Raw genomic sequence first — 14,658 nt, 5'->3', positions numbered from 1 at the left:
GTTTAGAATACTTTTTGAACGGCTTTGTGAGAAGATTGTCCACTTTCCAAATAGCAAAATCGTTCATAAAAGTTCTCGAAAGCTTCGGAGTGAACCTTAAAGTTCGCCTCTTCATATTTCCTGATCGCTTCAATTACTTCCCCGGTTGTCTTTACGAGCGGCCCGGGAGCATTGTTTTCAAAGTCAAAATAAAATCCCCGAAGCTTGTCCCTGTATGTTTCAATGTCATAGACAAAGAAAATGATCGGCCGCCGCAGATTCGCGTAATCAAAAAATACCGATGAGTAATCCGTAATCATCAGGTCTGAACACAGATATAAATCCCGAATGTCTTCATGATAGGAAAAATCGAAAGCAAAACCTTCATATGGCGAGAGATCAAAGTTCTCTGCTACAAGGTAATGCATTCTTAATATGATAACATATTTATCTCCAAATGCTTTTCGCAAAGCATGTAAATTCAGTGTCAGTTCAAACTTATAGCGTCCTCTTTCATAAAACTGGTCATCCCTCCATGTCGGTGCATACAGGATGACTTGTTTGCCGCTTGGAATTCCAAGCCTCTTTTTTAGTTTTGCCACTTGTTCCGGGTTATTTTCAGTATACAGTACGTCATTTCTGGGATAGCCGCATTCAATCACTTCTTTATCAAACTGAAAAGCCCTCCGGAAAATCTCAGTGGAATAAGCATTAGGAGAAATCAGATAATCCCATTTCTTTGATTCCCGGTGAAAATTCTTTTTATAGGCGTCGGTTGTTGTTCCAGGCATATGAACCTCTTCCATGTCGGCCGCCAGGCGCTTCAGCGGCGTTCCATGCCACGTTTGCACATAGGTCGTATGATGAGGCTTTGGAATCCACAGCGGCAGCCTGCTGTTTGTTACCCAGTACTCGGCCCTGGCCACATAAAAAAACCATTTCAGCGTGAACCGGACCGCATATGAAATGCTCTCTTCCTTAAACGGTTTCTCTGACCCTTCGGCCACACTCCACACCAGCGTGTATTCGGGCTTGTGCAGCTTCATGTACTCATAAATAGCTCTGGGATTGTCACTGTATTGCTTACCTAGAAAGCTTTCGAACATCACCAATTTTTTCTTAGGGGGAAGAAACCCAGCAACCTTAAAAAAGCAGTGATATATCCGCTGGGCAATGCTTATCCCTCTCCATCTTTTCCATAACTTTTTCAGCTTTATGCCTGCCATTGCTTACCCCTCGCCTGTCCCCGTTTGATGCTTGTTATCCAACAAATACGAGATTAACTTTTCACTTGAGTTACCCTGATGGAATTCATTCCACTTTGTTTTAAATTCCTGCTGCCTTTTCCATTCAAAGGACTGATTACGGATGACGCTTATAATCTCCTCTGTGGAATATACGACCGGTCCGGGTATAAGCGCTGCGTAATTATCCCAAAGACCTCTTTGATCTGTATATTCCTTCAAATCATACGGATAGAAAATCATCGGTTTATCGAGCAATGCGAATTCATACGGAATAGAAGAATAGTCCGTTATCAAATAATCCACAATGAGCATTAAATCATTAACATCATGGTGGAAAGAATAATTGTAAACAAAGCCTGGGTACTCTTCTTCATAATGAACGGTGCCTTTTAACGCCGGATGAAGCTTTAAGATGACGGCATAGCCCGCTCCCAGTTCGTTTTGCAGTTTCCCCAAATCAAGTTCCAGTTCAAACTGGTCCAACTGATGGTCCCGATAGGTAGGGGCATACAGGATGAGCTCCTTGTCCTTCAGATCAGGATTGTCATGAAGCAGCTGCTTTTTAATACCGTTTTGCTTAAGTTCATTAAAAAAAAGGTCAGTTCGCGGCAGGCCCGTCCGCAGGAACTGATCTCCGGAAAGAGCAAAGGCTTCCCTGAAGATATCCTCCATTGCCCGGGAGCCCACAGCGATTTTATGGAATTTTTCATACACAGACAAAAACCGCTTTTGCGCCTTGAGACTTCTGCCTTCAACAGAAGCATCGCGGATTCCAAATCTCTTGATCGCACCAGCGGCATGCCATATTTGAATACATTCCGTATTTTCCTTGAATTGAATTCCAGCCAGGAAGCCATAATAGTTGTCCAGAATGATTTTTCTGGAGGTGGCCAGCCAGTAAATGGACCTGAGGGTTCCGGAAATATTTTTGTTTTGAAATTGTATCACGTTCGCATCGGGATAATCCTTTAATCCCGACACACTTTTTTCGGTTGTGCATAAAAAGGCGGCTTTTTGATCGTCACGCTTTTTCAGCGCTTCATATAAATAAGAAGCGTTGTCGCCAAATGAAAGAACAAAAGCCAGCCTGTCTTGTGATGGGAAAAGCTTAAAAAGATTGAAAAGAATGTTAAAAAGAATTAAATAGACCGTTATTGCGAGTTCTCTACCCATTTTTAATGCTAAAAAGGTCATCCTTAATTTGTGATGTTGAAATCCCTATTGTTCTCGGCAGATAAACGACTTCACAATATTCTTTAAGGAAATCAAATTTACCTTCCCAGTCGTCTCCCATAACAAAGATATCCACCTTGTGATCCACTACATCTTTAATCTTTTGATCCCAGCTTTTCTCTTCAATCACTTCATCCACGTATCGAATGGACTCTAAAATCATTTTTCGGTTTTCGAAGCTGTGATATGATTTTTTATTTTTAATCGCGTTAAATTCATCTCCGGAAAGACCCACAATCAGATGGTCTCCCAGGTCTTTTGCACGTTTCAGCAAATTGATGTGTCCCCAATGAAGCAAGTCAAATGTCCCATAAGTTAATACTTTTCTCATGGCCTTCACACTCCTACTAGTTTATATGAAAAAATTACCTGTCCTGCTATTTTTGGCTCATGTTTTAAATCTATTATTAAAAGGTAAATTTCACGTAAAGATTATCGGGTGCCTTTGCAACCACAAAGCTTTACTTTAAAGACAAAATACAAGTGACATTTACAAAAAATTAATCATACTTTTACAAAAGCAGATCATTCATGGTATAATAATTCGTAAAAAGACTTGCATTTTGTTACCCTTACTCATAATATAATCTTTAAGTTTTTTTTACAAGGTCTTAATGATTTTTTTACATTTCCTTCTGTTTCTGGAAATGCACCTTTTTACAGGCAATTAGAGATTGTCAGTTTGGTAGTTTAATAGCCTGCATGCGTCTTCGTATGAAAAGTGAGGATCTGATGAATATGAAAAATACAGTGAATATACTAGGAATAAACTTTATAAATACAACCGTTAAACAATTCGTCCACACGCTTGGATCCCACATCGAGAATCGTGAAAAGACATTTGTTGTCACAGCGAACCCCGAAATTGTTATGGATGCCCGCAAAAATGATACATTGATGAACATTATTCAAGGAGCAGATTACGTGACAGCCGATGGGATTGGAATTGTTAAATCGGCAGGTCTTCTCGGCGTTCCCCTTCCTGAACGGGTACCGGGATTTGATGTCACCATGCGGCTTCTGAAACTTGCGAATAAAAAAAGCCTCAGCGTCTATTTGCTTGGCGGCAAGGACCGTGTCGTGGAAAAGGCAGCTGACCGGATTAAAAGCGACTTCCCGAATGTGAAGATCGCCGGCTATCATCATGGTTACTTTGACTTGAATGATGATCAGATCATGAAGACAGTGGAAAGCACAAAGCCCGATATTATCCTTGTGGCATTGGGTGCTCCCCGCCAGGAGCAATGGATTTCACAAAGCATGCCATCGTTCGACCATGGGATCTTTATCGGTGTCGGCGGCACCTTTGACGTCATTGCCGGCGAGGCAAAACGAGCGCCGGAAGTTTGGCAGAAGATGAACCTGGAATGGTTTTACCGTCTGCTCAGGCAGCCTTCCCGCTGGAAGCGCCAAATGGCATTGCCGCAATTTGCATTTAAAATTCTACAGCAAAAGATGCTTAAAAATATTACTCCAGCTGATAAGCCCTTCATATAAGGGCTTATTTTTTTGTTGTTCCATCCTAACAGCTTTTACAAAATTTGTAGTTTTTATACGTTAATTTTAGATGATTATGATATAATCCATAAAGAGATAATCTTCAACAAATACTTAAATAAATCGACAATCCTTTTCGTATAGAACATGGATCGATATGAGGTGCATTAATGTTAATTGTGACATTGCTTATCTGTTTTTTTGCCTCACTGGGTCTTACTCCTTTCATCAAAAAATTTGCTCTGGCAATCGGAGCAGTTGACCGGCCATCCGATCGGAAAGTTCACGCAACAATGATGCCCCGCCTTGGCGGATTGGCCATATTTATCAGTTTCATACTTGGCATACTGATCGCCCATCCACCGGATCAAACCGTTTGGCCCATTGTTCTTGGGGCATCCGTAATTATATTGACAGGCATACTGGATGATAAAATTGAGCTTTCTCCAAAACTCAAACTCCTGGGACAGATTGCTGCAGCCTTAATCATTGTTTTCATGGGGGATATCCAGGTTAATTTTATTAACCTTCCCTTTAATGGAAGGCTTGAACTGGAATGGTTCAGCGTCCCTGTAACGGTGATTTGGATTTTGGCGATTACAAACTCCATTAACCTGATTGACGGACTGGACGGGCTTGCTGCAGGCGTTTCCTCCATCGTCTTCATTACCATCTCCATCATGGCGCTGATCATGGGGGATATGTTTGTCCTCATCATTGCGTCTGTGGCTTTGTTCAGCACGCTTGGCTTTCTTTTTCATAATTTTTACCCGGCCAAAATTTTCATGGGTGACACGGGTGCGCTCTTCCTTGGCTTTATCATCGCCGTCGTTTCCCTGCTTGGATTTAAAAACGTGACCATGTTTTCATTGGTCGTTCCGGTGATCATCCTGGGAGTACCTATTTCAGATACGATTTTTGCCATCATCCGCAGGATTGTACACAAACAGCCGATTTCATTGGCGGATAAGTCCCATCTTCACCATTGCTTGCTCCGGTTTGGGTTCTCTCATCAAAAAACCGTTCTTATTATCTATGCAATGAGCTCAGTTTTCGGACTGGCCGCCATTATCTTTTCCACGTCCACGCTTTGGGGATCCATAATTATTCTGGCGCTTCTCACCATTGGAATTGAGTTGGTGGTTGAGACTGTTGGACTGGTCAGCCAAAATTACAAGCCCGTTTTGAACGCGATAAAAAGACCGCATAAATAAAACGAGCTGCATGCTCATGCAGCTCGTCCAGGCTTTCAGACAACGTTCTGAAAGCTTTTTTTAATGGCTGATTTTATCGAACAGTGTTTCCCAGCGCTGCAAATGCAGCTCTTCATTCCATTTTGCTTTTACTTTTTTATATCCTTCCCCGCCCATTTTCTTCGCCTTCTCCGGATCATTCAGCAGCTCAAGCATATAGTGGGCCAATTCATCCTGGCTCCGGTTTTGAACGAGATATCCGTCAACACCATGGTCAATGAGATCAGAAGGGCCGTATTTGATATTGTAGCTGATCACAGGTGTGAAGTTAGCCATTGATTCCAGGATCACAAGGCTGAGCCCCTCATATTTTGAGGTCAGCAGCGTAAAAAGGGATTGCTTGAATACATGTCCCACCTGGCTGCAATATCCTTTTAACTGAACATGCTCCTGTAAATTCAATTCAGCGATCAGTTCTGCCAGCTGGTCCTCCGCCGGTCCTGAACCATGGATTTCAAGCCGGGCTGCTGGAAACTGGGAAACCACCTGTTTAAAGCTTCTGATGGCCTCATCAAGCCCTTTTTCTTCATGAAGCCTGGAGACAATTGAAATCAAGTGAGGATCCTTTTGAATAGAAGTGGTATCCTCCATAGGTGTAACAAAGTGGGGAATAACATAAATGTTCCCCGGATCTTCGTATTGCTCTTCAATGTCCTGCTTCTGTTCTTCCGTTAATAGCACCAGGGCATCTGCCTCCTTGAAGCGGTCGAGCAGTTCTTTATGATTCTTTTTCACGGCACTGCCCTTCTGATGCGGATAGGAAAAATGGTTGGAATGCACAGCAAGGATCCTGTATGCCAGGTCTTTTTCTATGTTCAAAACTTTGGCAGCGCTGCCTGGCCCATCGCAAATAACATAGGGCTTCTCCTCCGCCTGCCTGCACATTTTATTCAGCCAGCTGACATGAAAATCCTCATTGGAAGCATACAGCTTGCAGGAACGGTCATGGGCATCAAACAGAAAGAGTTTCTCCTGCTCTCCTGTGTCCCCGTTAAACCAGCGGCTTAAATAGCAAAAACCATCATCCGTGCAGTAATTCTTCACTGTTGCCTTTTGTGTGGCCGGGTGGTAAGAAACCGTTCGATACACTTGTCCCTTATAAAAATCCTCCCGGCTGGTCCTTATCCTGCTTTCATTGTAATAATCAATATATTCAAGTTCTCCAGCCGCATCACGTTTTTCATCTTTAATCAATATACCATTTTTAAAGTAACGTTCATGCTGCTTTCCATGATGGATAAAATACTCTTCTTCAGCATTTGAATGGTCCTCTTCTTTTGTAAAGACTGAGGTATTTCGCAATTTGTAAAAATCATATACATCAATAATATCCACGTCCGGATGCAGACGCCCCATTTTCTTGAGCTCTGCTTCCACCTCTGGATAGTTCTTCTTGAAATTTAGCGTTAATAGGGAAACACTGTAGCCCCGCTCACACAGAAGCCAGGAGCGATTGAGCATGACCCTTGTGATTCCGCCTTTATCAATGTCGATATTGCCGATAACCATATATACCTTTTTCTTCATGACTGACAGACCTTCCTCTTTGTTGTAATTCCTGTTCCTTTCCCGTTCCGTCCCCCAGTCAATCCTATAAGGTAAAAAAAGGATGAAAGAGAGAAGATCCCTTTCATCCTTAAAAAATTATGATTGATGTTCTTCTTCGTCCTCTTCTCCGATGCCGAGGAAAATACGGTCAACTACCCGTTCACTTGCCTTCCCGTCAATGTCATCAAAGAAGTATTTCACAAACGGCTGTACCTTTTCCATTTTAAAGTCTTCCCTTTTAATGGTGGAAACGAGCTGGTCTGTGGTTTTCACAAGCGGACCAGGGATGAAGGAATGGTAATCAAAATAGAAATCCCTTTTCTGAATGTATTCTTCCACATCATAGGCAAAGAAAATCATCGGTTTGTTCAACAGTGCATACTCAAAGCAAACGGATGAATAATCGGTAATCAGAATATCAGTCACAAACAGGAGATCATTGATTTCCCGGTAGGAAGAAAAGTCATAGAAAAATTCGCTGTATTGATATGGAATACTAAAATCATTTTTAACAAAAGGATGAACTTTGAACAAGAAGACGTATTCATCTTTCAGTTCTTCATAAATCTTATCAAGATTAAGCATTTCCATATTATAGTGTGCGGATTGCTGTCCGTTCCCCCTGAAGGTAGGCGCAAAGGTAATCACCTTTTTATCCCTTAAGAACGGAAATTCTTCGTATAACCGTTCCTTCACTTCATGCTGATAAACTTCATCAAAGAAAACGTCCGTCCTCGGTATTCCGGTAGGTACCACATGCTCTTCTGAAATACCGAAGCCTTCAGCATAATACTTGCCAATATTATGTGAGCTGACGATGGCTTTTGTGTAATTCCGGTGGTTTAATGATTTCGGAGACGGTCCGCCCGGTCTTCCCAAACGGCTGAATCCAAACGTCTTAAATGCACCAACTGCGTGCCAAAGCTGAACCAGCTCAGCGTTATCCCTGATTTTCAGTGGATAGACAAGCGGATAGAAATCATCCAGGACAATGTATTTTGATGTTGCCATATCATACGCGAGACGGGTTAGTTCGCCGAAGCTCTTTTTAACCCCGACCCCTTTTTTCAGCATGAAATGGTAATCGAAATCGAGATCTCGTTTCAGCATTTCTTCATACACAAACTGAAAATTCCCGCTCATATCTTCACGGCTGTCAGAGGCAAACAATACCTTTTTCTCCTTGACCGGGAAGAGGCAGCAAAAATTATAAATCTGTTTAAACACTTTGGAATAAAAGAATCGGTAAAATGGCGTTCTTTTGATGGCTTCATCCATGTCGAGTTCTGCTGGATCAAAATCCTTCAATTTGGACGAAACCAGTTTTAACGTTTTTACTTCCTGGTCATAGGTGGCCAAAAGGTTATATTTCAAGTGCCTTCTTGCGGAGAAGTATTCCATTTTGGCAGAGTAAAAACCATTTGGCAGGTAGGACTCTATATTTCCAAGCGGAAATTTTTTTCTCACAATGTCTTGTCCTGGAACATTCATTTCGATTTCGATAAAAAACGTATATTCAGAATCAATGAGCGGTTTGTTGCCCAGCTCAATGCGGGAAAAATTAATCTCCCCCTGGAATCCTGACCATTTATAATCATCACTGATGTTTTCATTAGAATGCAGTCCGTCAATTTTTATATCCTGCAAAGGAATATGAATATCAGGAAGGTTTTTCTTAGTGGCCATATTGACCAATATCAGCCTTTTTTTCACATAATCATCATCATGAATAGGGATATCTTCCAGGTAATAATAACCTTTGATCTTCATTACCGGACCCGTAAAGGACAAATGAGTAACTTTTCTGCGGGGCACCAAGTTATCCCTCACACCCGCCATTTCCTTTATAAGAGGAAGCGTTGGCTCCAACCGGTCTTTTCTTATGATAACGTGCCTGTCATTAATAATTAAATCCTGATCAGGAACTTGCTCCTGCTGGATTTTATTTCTGCCCAGCACCCTTCTCAATTTCCTTTTAACCCTTGTAATCATCTACTGAACTCCAATCTATTCCTCATTTCTGCTGTATCAAGTTGAATGAATGTTTTATTTCAAAATGGCGTTTACCAAGCGTTCAGCTGCATTGCCATCCGCATAGTCAAAAAATCGGTCTTTGAAAGCTTTGACTTTCTCATAATCATACTCACCCTGCTTAATCCATTTTCCAAGTCTCATTGTATCGTTGAAAAACGGGCCAGGGATGAAGGACTGGTAATCATAATAAAAGTTTCGTTCAGATTTATATTCTTCCAAATCCGTTGCAAAAAATGCGATGGGACGGCCCAGGAGGCTGTATTCAAATATAACGGATGAATAGTCTGTAATCAGAAGATCTGAAATAATCATTAATTCATTGATGGTGAAGTCCTGCTTGATTTCAAACACAAACTGGTCAACAGAAGGCTCAATCGTCACCGGGGTTTTAATATACGGATGCAGGTGCACAAGCAGGGCATATTCATCCCCCAGCATCTTTTGCAGTGCTTCAAACTGGATCGGACATTCAAACTGATCCTGATAATGGCTCTTCCCCCGGAAAGTTGGGGCATACAACAGCAATTTCTTGTTTTTCAGCTGCGGATATTTTTGATAAAAAAGCCCCAGCACCTTCGCATGCTTGTCTTTCATGAAGAAGTAATCCGTTCTCGGTATTCCCCATGGTTTGATTTTTTCTTCTTCCATATCAAAAGCTTCTGCATAAAAAGGAATAACCTCTGATGAACTGACTGCCACCTTTGTATAATTCGAATGGATCTTCACATGTTCCAAATAATTGCGGCTGGGGCCAAACGAGTTATCAATCGTACTGTAACCAAACTTTTTAAATGCGCCGGCCGCATGCCATAACTGTATAATTTCCGAGCCTTTTCTGGGCTTGATGCAATAAACAGGAAAGTAATAGTCATCAATAAAAAAGTATTTGGAAGTCGCCAGATGGTAGCTTGCCTTAATCATGTGCAGCACGTAGTCCAGCTTTCCCGCAAACGAGGAATCGAACTTTTTTAATAAGAAAAATGTGTCATATTGCTGCTTCCTGGTTCGCTTAATCTCTTTATAAACATAAGCAAGATTACCCGTGAGCTTATCGGCTCGATAAGACGCAAAGGTAACCTTGTTCATTTTTAATGGAAAGAGGATGGAACAAAGGAAGAAGATCACGCGGATAAATTGCTTCACTGCGATTGTGGGCAGCAATTTCAAGAATGACATTTTCCATCCTCCCCTTTCATTTTTTTATGGCAGGGAAAGATATTCAATTAAATTTTCCACTCCATAATTGTTTTTCCCCATGATGTCGTTAAATCTTTCTCAAATGCATCGATGATATCCTGAATAGTACGTACTTCGTGCACGGAACCAACGAGCAGTTCAAGGTACTCGACCACTTCCGGAATCTCTTTCATAAATTCAACGGTGTTGACGAAGTCGGCTCTTCCGCTTCGGCTGCTTCCAATGACCGTTAATCCCTTCTCCAGAATCATGCGGGTGTTAATTTCCACAGGGTATTCTGAAACGCCGAGAATCGCAATGGAACCTTCCGGATGAATGTAATCAATGATTTGGTTGATCGCGTCCTGGCTGCCTTTGCCGCCTGCACATTCAAATGCATGATCAATCTGGAGATCATCAGGAATTTCATCGATATTGTATGCTTCATCAATGAAGGAAAAGTGCTCCATCTTGTATTTGGTTTTCCCGAACAGGTAGACCTTGCTGTCCGGGTAACGTTTCTTCAGAATGAGGGAAGAGATAAAGCCAAGGTTTCCGTCCCCCCACACTCCAAACGTATCCCTTCTGGTGTGCGCCTTTTGTTCAAAGCGTATAAGCGAGTGCATCGTAATGGTAATCAGTTCAATAAAAGCAGCCACATGAGGGCTCATATCTTCCGGAAGCTGAACCAGCCTGTCTCTTCTGAGGAAAACATAGTCCTGCATAAAACCGTCATACCCGCTGGAACGGAACTTACTGGACCTTAAATAGTTTTCTCCAATAATGTCATCCTCTTCTGTCGGGGTATTAGGGACCATAACCACCTTGGTGCCTGTTTTGAATTCTCCTTTGGAATCATACACAACCTTGCCGATTCCTTCATGAATTAATGCCATCGGCAATTTTTTGGCCATGGCATGTTTACCGCGGGTTCCTGTATAATACCGCTGATCCGCAGCGCAAATGGATAAGTGTGTCGGGCGAACGACCACATAATCAGTCTGAAGCGACTCGTCATTGTATGTCACTTCAAATTGGCGTGGAGACACTAACCGATAAACTTGGTTAATCATCGGCCAATACTCTCCTGAATAATGGCATTTGCCACTTTGAGATCATACGGTGTGGTTACTTTGATGTTGAATACTTCGCCCTTTACCAACTTCACATTTTCCCCTTTGAGCGCACAGATTTTGCAGGCGTCAGTCAGGATGTTTTTTTGTTCATCACTTAGGGAATGATAGTGGTCCACAAGCATTTTAATATTAAAGCTTTGCGGAGTCTGTCCTTGATACATTGCGCTCCGGACAGGAATATTGGAGATGATTTCTCCGTCTGTGGATTCAATAATCGTGTCAATTGCTTCAATAACTGTATCAACAGCTCTGTATTCCAAAGCGGAATCGATGTTTTCTTCGATGATCCTGTGCGTCAGAAACGGACGGACGGAATCATGTGTAATGATGACATCATCATCATTAAGGCCGAATGTTTTTTCAATATAATTAATTCCGCTCATGATAGAATCATTGCGGTCTTTTCCGCCTTCAACGACAACAATGCGGTCATCACCACTAATATATTTTCTGATGATATCTTTTGTATGAATAATCCACTCTTTAGGTGAAACCACCAGGATTTTATCGAACCGATCGTTTAGAATAAACTTTTCAATCGTATGAATAATGATGGGTTTGTTGTTCAATGTTAAAAATTGCTTGGGCATGTTTATATTCCCCATACGGGTTCCTTTTCCACCCGCAAGAATTTCTGCATAGATCACAAATGTCAGCTCCTTTTTCAGTAATACATCCTCTGATCTCTTTCTCTATTTAAAGTACCCTTACTTACATATTCGAAATCAAGTATATTTTTTGACGTTATTTATCGCATCTTGTTGATTAATGTCAAAATAAAAGTCTACCTTAAAATATAACATCATTCATCTATACTTGACAATCGACAGACAATTATTGTCAATAAATTGTAATAGGTCATTATACCTCGACAACAAATGTATCCTTATGACGAAAAATGTGGAGATAAAGGTTTCAATACCACAGAAAACGGTTACTAACAGTATGCTTGGTAAATTCATACATGCGGTTGACGCGTTTTACCGCCTTTCGTTAGAATAAATAACCGTATATTGCCGGAGTTTGGTAAACAGAGGAAGGAGGAGAATATGGCCAGCAAACGTATACCATGGTTTGATAACATAAAAGGTCTGTTGATCTTCATGGTTGTATTCGGACATTCAATCGAAATCTACAGAGACTGGGCCGGAAATACCCTGCCTTTATACTTGTACAACGCGATATATACCTTTCATATGCCCTTATTCATCATCATCAGCGGCTATTTCTACCGGCCGAACAAGTTCAAGCGAACCGTCCAGCTTTTTGCCGTCTTTTTGATTTGGCAGCTGATCAATGGGGTTTTCTCAAAATTAATCAATGACCAGGAGATGATTTCTCTTCACTCTGACAGCAGGGTCCTTGATATTCTTCAGCCCTACTGGACCATGTGGTTTTTGTTGGGAATTATCGTATGGGGAATGATTACTCCTTATGTAACGAAATTACGATATCCCCTCGTTGCATCCATCGCACTTGCGATTTGGGTCAGTTACGTGAATGATGTAACAAGCTGGTTTTCACTAAGGAAGCTTGTTAACTTCTATCCTTATTTCTTGATCGGCTATTTATTGGCTGAGAAAAATGTGTTAAAAGCTCTGGCAGCGCGCTCCAAAACGTGGAGAATGCCGGGGAAATGGATATCAGCCGCTGTTATTATCGGATTTCTTGGATTCATGGTGATATTCACAAACAACAACTGGGATACCGCCATTACATTTATGAGGGACTCATATAGCCATTTCGAATGGTCATTCCTGAAAGGTGCTCTCATTCAGGTTGCCATTTATGGCGGAGTTACCGTGCTATCCATTGCCATTATGTTGTTAACTTCTCAGGACAAGCAGCTAGTTCTGTTCAATAAATTAGGGATCTATTCCATTTTCATCTATCTGGTCCATTCATCCATTGTTCGTGTGTATAGAGGATTGCTTCCCGACCAGGTCGCTGAACATCCTGTGGCACTTATTGCTGTAGCCGTTCTATTCGCCCTCTTCACTTGCTGGTTCATCACCAGAAAGTTCATGGTTGGATTATTCAAACCGCTGGTGGAGCCGAAGCTGGATTGGCTGTTTAGAAATGAAGAGAAGCCTCATACCCCATCGGTGAAAAATAAAGAATTTGTTTCCTGATAAAAAGGGATGCCAGCATGATTTGCCGGCATCCCTTTTATTATGTCGCTTATGCGCGAAAAGCATCTGGACGTTCCGTTCTGAGTCCGTAGTGATAAAGTATGGCTTCAACGATCCGGCGGGAGGCCTGCCCATCGCCATAAGGATTGGAAGCTTTCGCCATTTCCTCATAGGCCTGGTGGTTGTTAAGAAGTTCACTCGTGCATGAGTAAATGTTTCCTTCTTCCGTTCCAACCAGCCGTAACGTACCTGCCGCAATTCCTTCCGGCCGTTCTGTATTGTTCCGGAGCACCAGTACAGGGACACCGAGAGAAGGAGCTTCCTCCTGCACCCCGCCGCTGTCAGTCAAAATGAGATAGGCCCGGGAAGCAAAATTATGAAAATCGATAACTCCGAGTGGATCAATTAAATGAATTCTCGGATCGTTCCCAAGAACTTCAGCTGCAAGCTCTCTAACAGCCGGATTTAAATGGACTGGATAAACGACCTGCACATCTTCATAATCTTCGACAAGCTTTTTGATGGCTTTAAAAATATTCCGCATTGGCTCACCCAGGTTTTCCCGGCGGTGAGCGGTAACGAGGATCATCCGGTCATTCCCGACTTGATCAAGCACATCATGAGTATAAACCTCTTGAATGGTCGTTTTTAATGCGTCAATAGCCGTATTCCCTGTGATAAAAATGGCGTCCCCGTTTTTGTTCTCATCGAGCAGGTTTTTTGCTGCAGCACCCGTCGGTGAAAAATGCAGATCTGCCATCACTCCTGTGAGCTGGCGGTTTAACTCCTCAGGAAAGGGCGAGTATTTATTCCACGTACGGAGCCCGGCTTCGACATGGCCGACTTCGATTTGCTGGTAATAGGCAGCAAGGCTTGCTGCAAATGTGGTCGTTGTATCACCATGGACAAGCACAAGATCCGGCTTCACTTCGGTGAGGATGCCTTCGAGGCCTGCCAGGGCTTTGACAGTAATCTGGCTTAACGTTTGGCGGTCCTGCATAATATTCAGATCATAGTCTGGTACGATGCTGAAGGTATCAAGCACCGCGTCCAGCATTTGACGATGCTGGGCGGTTACCGTAACGACTGGTTCAATTTCTTCAGGATAATTCTTTAATTCCATGACGAGGGGAGCCATTTTCACCGCTTCCGGACGGGTTCCGAAGATCGTCATGACTTTGATTTTCTTTTTCATCATCTTTTACCTCGCTCATTCAGGGCAGCCTAGTCTCTGCCTTGATTCATTAGTGTCTCATGCTACCTTTATTTTATCTTTCCGTCAATCCTGCTACAAGAATCCAAAAAAATATCTAAATTTTGGTTTAACATCAGAAAAGGGCGGGTACTTTCTTAATATAAGCCACCACCTAACCCCTAACCCCAAAAAAGAACGTCCATCCTTCGGGATGGACGTTCTTTTTGC

The 14,658-nt window shown here is 42.2% G+C and carries 11 protein-coding genes and 1 pseudogene; 3 read left to right on the top strand and 9 right to left on the bottom strand.

The features are described from left to right. Positions 1–2 precede the first annotated feature (2 nt). The 3 genes and pseudogenes from QYB97_RS16535 to tagD form a co-directional block, all read right to left on the bottom strand. Positions 3–1,154 (bottom strand): annotated as a pseudogene (locus QYB97_RS16535) (CDP-glycerol glycerophosphotransferase family protein); the annotation flags it as partial. A 54-nt stretch (positions 1,155–1,208) separates the two neighbouring features. Then, the gene (locus QYB97_RS16530) at positions 1,209–2,399 is read right to left on the bottom strand and encodes a CDP-glycerol glycerophosphotransferase family protein (protein WP_301167125.1); all 1,191 of its coding nucleotides are present in this window, start codon (positions 2,397–2,399) and stop codon (positions 1,209–1,211) included. Next, complete coding sequence (gene tagD / locus QYB97_RS16525) at positions 2,392–2,790, bottom strand: glycerol-3-phosphate cytidylyltransferase (RefSeq protein ID WP_301167124.1); 399 nt, start codon at positions 2,788–2,790, stop codon at positions 2,392–2,394. The genes QYB97_RS16530 and tagD overlap by 8 nt, the downstream gene beginning before the upstream one ends. A 401-nt stretch (positions 2,791–3,191) precedes the next feature. On the opposite strand from tagD, the gene QYB97_RS16520 reads away from it, so the two are divergent. Together QYB97_RS16520 and QYB97_RS16515 are read left to right on the top strand one after the other, a co-directional pair. Beyond that, the gene (locus tag QYB97_RS16520) at positions 3,192–3,956 is read left to right on the top strand and encodes a WecB/TagA/CpsF family glycosyltransferase (RefSeq protein ID WP_356948191.1); all 765 of its coding nucleotides are present in this window, start codon (positions 3,192–3,194) and stop codon (positions 3,954–3,956) included. Between the two features lie 170 nt (positions 3,957–4,126). Then, positions 4,127–5,170 carry a glycosyltransferase family 4 protein gene (locus QYB97_RS16515; RefSeq protein WP_301167123.1) on the top strand — a complete coding sequence of 348 codons (1,044 nt, stop codon included), beginning with the start codon at positions 4,127–4,129 and terminating at the stop codon, positions 5,168–5,170. 60 nt (positions 5,171–5,230) lie between these two features. On the opposite strand, the gene QYB97_RS16510 is transcribed toward QYB97_RS16515, so the two are convergent. The 5 genes from QYB97_RS16510 to QYB97_RS16490 all read right to left on the bottom strand — a co-directional run bounded on the left by QYB97_RS16510 (position 5,231) and on the right by QYB97_RS16490 (position 11,750). Next, complete coding sequence (locus QYB97_RS16510; RefSeq protein ID WP_301167122.1) at positions 5,231–6,736, bottom strand: glycosyltransferase; 1,506 nt, start codon at positions 6,734–6,736, stop codon at positions 5,231–5,233. A 117-nt stretch (positions 6,737–6,853) separates the two neighbouring features. Beyond that, positions 6,854–8,749, bottom strand: coding sequence for a CDP-glycerol glycerophosphotransferase family protein (locus tag QYB97_RS16505; protein WP_301167121.1), 1,896 nt, complete (start codon positions 8,747–8,749; stop codon positions 6,854–6,856). A gap of 54 nt (positions 8,750–8,803) precedes the next feature. Further along, positions 8,804–9,967, bottom strand: a complete 1,164-nt coding sequence (locus QYB97_RS16500; protein WP_301167120.1) for a CDP-glycerol glycerophosphotransferase family protein — start codon at positions 9,965–9,967, stop codon at positions 8,804–8,806. 47 nt (positions 9,968–10,014) lie between these two features. Next, a complete protein-coding gene (locus QYB97_RS16495; RefSeq protein WP_301167119.1) occupies positions 10,015–11,040 on the bottom strand; it encodes a ribitol-5-phosphate dehydrogenase in 1,026 nt (341 codons plus the stop codon). After that, the gene (locus QYB97_RS16490) at positions 11,037–11,750 is read right to left on the bottom strand and encodes an IspD/TarI family cytidylyltransferase (RefSeq protein WP_301167118.1); all 714 of its coding nucleotides are present in this window, start codon (positions 11,748–11,750) and stop codon (positions 11,037–11,039) included. The genes QYB97_RS16495 and QYB97_RS16490 overlap by 4 nt, the downstream gene beginning before the upstream one ends. A gap of 402 nt (positions 11,751–12,152) precedes the next feature. On the opposite strand from QYB97_RS16490, the gene QYB97_RS16485 reads away from it, so the two are divergent. Continuing rightward, entirely contained in the window at positions 12,153–13,235 is a 1,083-nt protein-coding gene (locus QYB97_RS16485) for an acyltransferase family protein (protein ID WP_301167117.1), read from the top strand. A 49-nt stretch (positions 13,236–13,284) separates the two neighbouring features. On the opposite strand, the gene wecB is transcribed toward QYB97_RS16485, so the two are convergent. Beyond that, positions 13,285–14,430 carry a non-hydrolyzing UDP-N-acetylglucosamine 2-epimerase gene (wecB, locus tag QYB97_RS16480; RefSeq protein ID WP_301167246.1) on the bottom strand — a complete coding sequence of 382 codons (1,146 nt, stop codon included), beginning with the start codon at positions 14,428–14,430 and terminating at the stop codon, positions 13,285–13,287. Positions 14,431–14,658: the final 228 nt, after the last annotated feature.

The sequence above is a fragment of the Fictibacillus fluitans genome, assembly GCF_030418125.1.
GTDB classification, from domain to species: domain Bacteria; phylum Bacillota; class Bacilli; order Bacillales; family Fictibacillaceae; genus Fictibacillus_C; species Fictibacillus_C fluitans.
The sequence above is the reverse complement of the archived record's forward strand: the minus strand, read 5'-3'. Positions and strand labels throughout refer to the sequence as shown.

What these genes read in the sequence shown, in the direction of transcription:
- QYB97_RS16485 (WP_301167117.1), top strand. Translation starts at nt 12,153, where the DNA reads ATGGCCAGCAAACGTATACCATGGTTTGATAACATAAAAGGTCTGTTG.
- QYB97_RS16515 (WP_301167123.1), top strand. Translation starts at nt 4,127, where the DNA reads ATGTTAATTGTGACATTGCTTATCTGTTTTTTTGCCTCACTGGGTCTT.
- QYB97_RS16510 (WP_301167122.1), bottom strand. Translation starts at nt 6,736, where the DNA reads ATGAAGAAAAAGGTATATATGGTTATCGGCAATATCGACATTGATAAA.
- QYB97_RS16495 (WP_301167119.1), bottom strand. Translation starts at nt 11,040, where the DNA reads ATGATTAACCAAGTTTATCGGTTAGTGTCTCCACGCCAATTTGAAGTG.
- QYB97_RS16530 (WP_301167125.1), bottom strand. Translation starts at nt 2,399, where the DNA reads ATGGGTAGAGAACTCGCAATAACGGTCTATTTAATTCTTTTTAACATT.
- QYB97_RS16520 (WP_356948191.1), top strand. Translation starts at nt 3,192, where the DNA reads ATGAATATGAAAAATACAGTGAATATACTAGGAATAAACTTTATAAAT.
- wecB (WP_301167246.1), bottom strand. Translation starts at nt 14,430, where the DNA reads ATGAAAAAGAAAATCAAAGTCATGACGATCTTCGGAACCCGTCCGGAA.
- QYB97_RS16500 (WP_301167120.1), bottom strand. Translation starts at nt 9,967, where the DNA reads ATGTCATTCTTGAAATTGCTGCCCACAATCGCAGTGAAGCAATTTATC.
- QYB97_RS16505 (WP_301167121.1), bottom strand. Translation starts at nt 8,749, where the DNA reads ATGATTACAAGGGTTAAAAGGAAATTGAGAAGGGTGCTGGGCAGAAAT.
- tagD (WP_301167124.1), bottom strand. Translation starts at nt 2,790, where the DNA reads ATGAGAAAAGTATTAACTTATGGGACATTTGACTTGCTTCATTGGGGA.